The 3,797-nt window shown below is 30.8% G+C and carries 5 protein-coding genes; all 5 read left to right on the top strand.

Annotation, left to right across the window (positions count from 1 at the left end; genetic code table 11):
* Positions 1-426: 426 nt before the first annotated feature.
* On the top strand, positions 427-783 hold the full coding sequence (locus tag AC3DU7_RS28075) for a hypothetical protein (RefSeq protein WP_488042546.1): 357 nt from the start codon (positions 427-429) through the stop codon (positions 781-783).
* A gap of 79 nt (positions 784-862) precedes the next feature.
* The gene (locus AC3DU7_RS28070; RefSeq protein ID WP_488042545.1) at positions 863-1,591 is read left to right on the top strand and encodes a YdcF family protein; all 729 of its coding nucleotides are present in this window, start codon (positions 863-865) and stop codon (positions 1,589-1,591) included.
* Between the two features lie 129 nt (positions 1,592-1,720).
* A complete protein-coding gene (locus AC3DU7_RS28065; RefSeq protein WP_488042544.1) occupies positions 1,721-2,308 on the top strand; it encodes a hypothetical protein in 588 nt (195 codons plus the stop codon).
* Between the two features lie 114 nt (positions 2,309-2,422).
* Complete coding sequence (locus AC3DU7_RS28060) at positions 2,423-3,163, top strand: hypothetical protein (protein ID WP_488042543.1); 741 nt, start codon at positions 2,423-2,425, stop codon at positions 3,161-3,163.
* 391 nt (positions 3,164-3,554) lie between these two features.
* Positions 3,555-3,797, top strand: a 243-nt coding sequence (locus AC3DU7_RS28055) for a hypothetical protein (RefSeq protein ID WP_488042542.1), incomplete at its 3' end; no start/stop codon positions are given.

Here is a 3,797-nt window from a genome sequence, read left to right as displayed (position 1 = left end):
CTAAGGGTATCTTTTATGGAAATAGAAAAGCTTTAGGAAAGCCATTTTCAGGAGCCTAACAACTATCAGGGTTCAAGAGACCAAAAAATTATGAAAAATGACTGCCAGAATCATAAAGCCCAGATTGGGCATTGAACTTGTAACTTATTAAATAGACATCTCCAAAAATCCAAAATAAAATCAATTATCACACATAAATTATCAATTCTTTCTGCCTACTGCCTACTACCTACTACCTACTGCCTACTGCCTACTGCCTACTCCCTCTTTTCTGGAGATGTCTAATAGATACCAAATGGCTTCTATAGAGTGGGAATCCCACGCTGTCTCGTAGAGCAACGTCGGGAGGATGTCAAAAATTGAATGAAAACTATAATTTTTAGTTAAATTAGAAAAAATTTTTGTTTTCAATAGTTATAAAAAAGCATGGATAAACAATCAATATCAACAGGCTTAATTGCCGGACTAGTAGCTACTCTATTTTTCAGCATTAGCTTGAGTCTCCTAGAATATACAATCAAATCCAGTATTGTATTTGCCATAATTGGAGGAATTTCTGCTGGTTTATTAGGGTATTGGTCACAAATAGAATCAATACCAGAAATACCAGAAACAGCCAATGCTGAACCTGTAGATTCTCCAAAAGAATCAAAACCACCCAAACTACCTAAAGCATGGCCAAAAATTCCTAGAGAACGTAGTGGTGTTTCTATCTTAAGTTGGCTTTCTAGGTCAAGTCAAGTTTCCTCAAGAAGATATAAAAAACCTCGAAAAAAATACTAATCTCTGACTTATAATGTTTTTGTTTCTTTCTAAATTACTCCCTTTATTTATCTATCCTTTGGGGTTATCTTGCCTGCTAATGCTGATAGCTTTTATTTTATTATGGTGGTATCCTAAATGGTCAGCATTAGTAATTTTCCTGGCATTTACAGTAACATTTACGTTTAGTAATTCCTGGGTTTCTCAAGGACTGATTAAGTCTTTAGAATGGCAAAATCTACCGCCGAAAGAATTACCATCGGCAGAAGCAATTGTAGTTTTAGGTGGTGGAATTAAACCTGCCAATTCACCCCGGCCTTGGGTAGATTTTAGTGAAGCTGGCGATCGCATCTTACATGGAATAAGATTATATCAGCAGGGTAAAGCACCTTTTATTATATTAAGTGGTGGTAGAGTTGATTGGAAAGATGGAGGGAACCCCGAGTCTGGAGATATGGCAGAAATTGCTGAAATTATGGGAGTACCAAAGGAAGCTATTTTACAAGATACAGACTCTTTAAATACTTATCAAAATGCTGTTAATGTCAAACAAATTTTAGAGAAAAATGAAATTAAAGGCAATGTTTTGTTAGTAACTTCAGCGCTGCATACTCCCCGCTCAATATCAATCTTCAAAAAACAGAAAATATCAGTAATTCCAGCACCAACAGATTTTTTAGTTACGGAAAGAGACTTACAAGAAATACAAGATAGTTGGCAAGGTTTGCTATTAAATGTTATTCCTGATGTTGCAAATTTACAAAATTCTACTAAAGCTTTAAAAGAATATATAGGTATAATAGTATATCGTCTACGAGGCTGGTTATAATATTTTTTTAGTAGTCAGTAGTTAGGATAGAACCAGGATTTAATCTATAGCAATATTATCTGAATTGCGAGATATTATGAATTTTTAGGAAATAGTCAATAGATAAAAAATCTTGCACAGTTATACAAGATGCTTTTGACAATTTTGAGAATAAATAACTTCCAGAATAATTTTAGGAAATCTCTAAAATCTAGTTTAGAGATACTTTATAGTGCTAGCTTTTTGGGTCTGATACTTAACCTTTCAGCTTTAGCCTCAACTTTTACAACAACCCTAACTTTTTATACTCAAACTAAATACTACCCTGAAGACTATAAAAAAGAAAAACCAGAATATATAAACGGTAGTTTGGTTTTCAATTGGTATGGAAAAGATTTAGATGCAGATGGTGTAATTGATGAATCTGAACTAACATATTTATCAGTAAATTTCTCTTATAATATGGATTCTTATCAGGAAGTAATTGTGAAAAATGGCATTGTGCCTAAAGCTAATAATATCAGAAGTTCTCAGCCCTATATTTCAAGTATTCTCTGGCGTTATGAAGTTAATAACTCTAGACTTGTAAATTTTTCTACTCATCGTAATAATGTAATCTTTAATAGTGAAAACTATCATGCATTCTCTGGATCAGATGCTTTTGTATTTGTAGTTCGTCGTATTGATGGGGTGGAATATATAAATTCTATTGGTGTAGCGCATATCGATCAAAGGTGATTAAAGTCAAATATATGGCATGGGGAGTAAATAAATTTATTATGAAGTATAAAATTACTAATATCATCTAGCAGTCTTTTTTATTGCCTTTACTTTTTAGAGAGCATAATTAATATGATTAAGCGTAAAATATTTTATATTCTACTATATCTTTGTATTACTTTTTTGATATTTTTATTTGCTATAGATTCCTTAGAAAAGGATATTGATGATACTAAAGATTTATTAGCAGTAGGAGAAGCAGTTGAAATAAATCTTATAAAATCTCCGATTTATTTCAATTTACCATTCATTGACTATGGAAATTATTACAGTGCGTGTGTTGAAGGAGGAGATGATTGTTTCCCTGGTTGTTGCCCTCGTTACTATATTGATGATTATAATAGTAATCGTTTTCAATTTTTCTTTTTATTGAAAACATATATACCAGGATTTTTGACAGTTAATACTAATAGTTATAACAATGATATTTCTATGTATTTGTTAAATCAATCAAAAAAAGTAATTGCTTACGAAGGATACAAAATATCTAAATTCATAAATCCTGGTTATTACATTTTATCCACTCCATATAAACTTAATAGTAATGATGGCAATAAGTTGGTTGCTGGACAATCTCCAGATAGTACAATGAGTTGGAATTTTAATGATTACAATCCTTTTTTTGAGATCCTCAAAAAAGATCAAACTTATTACCCATTTACAGATGGTAATAATGATGGGAAAAATGATTTCGAGCTTGCTTTTCTTCCAGAGATCGACATAGAGATTAATTTTTCTCCTTTTCTAAGTATCTCAACAATACTAGGAGGAATTATTTTATTAATCATACCTATCCTAATATTCAAATATTAAAAATAATCCTAGTACTTGTAGAGATGAAAAGTCTATAATTTTCCTGCTACTATTTTAGGATATTTAGTAATGCAAACTCCATCAAGGGATTTCATCTCCGTATAATACCAATTTGAAAAAAGAATGCTACAAAAAAAGACTAAAAATTATGCCTAAAAATAACTTCTCTAATCCTATAAGCCACCTATTTCGATGATTTTTCCTCTTTTTATGATTTTTCCTCTTTTTATGATTTTTTGATTACTTCTTCCTTCTTGATACGATTTATAACAAACACTTATCAAATTGGTATAAACTTTTGTATCTGAATTGAGAGACAAAATATACAATTTTCCAGATTTTTTTATTTCTTCTTCATTTGTATAAACTTAATAAATAGGAATTACTATCAATGCCTCCAGAATTAAGAAGCATCTTTCCAGAAGCAAATTCACCTGCTACAGAAATATTTCAAATTTATCAAGCTACTCAGGAATTTTATCAGGAAGTCAAATATAGAGAAGATTTTCAAAATTATTGTCAGTGGTATTATGAGATGGCTGAAAAACATCAAACAGAACTGCAAAAAATGAAGAGTGATATTAATATTTTGGGTTTTTTCTTGAAGTTAATTCATCCTAAACATCAAAAAATA

It is taken from the genome of Okeania sp. (assembly GCF_983059655.1).
Note: the sequence above shows the minus strand (reverse complement) of the source record. Positions and strands in the feature narration are given on the sequence as shown.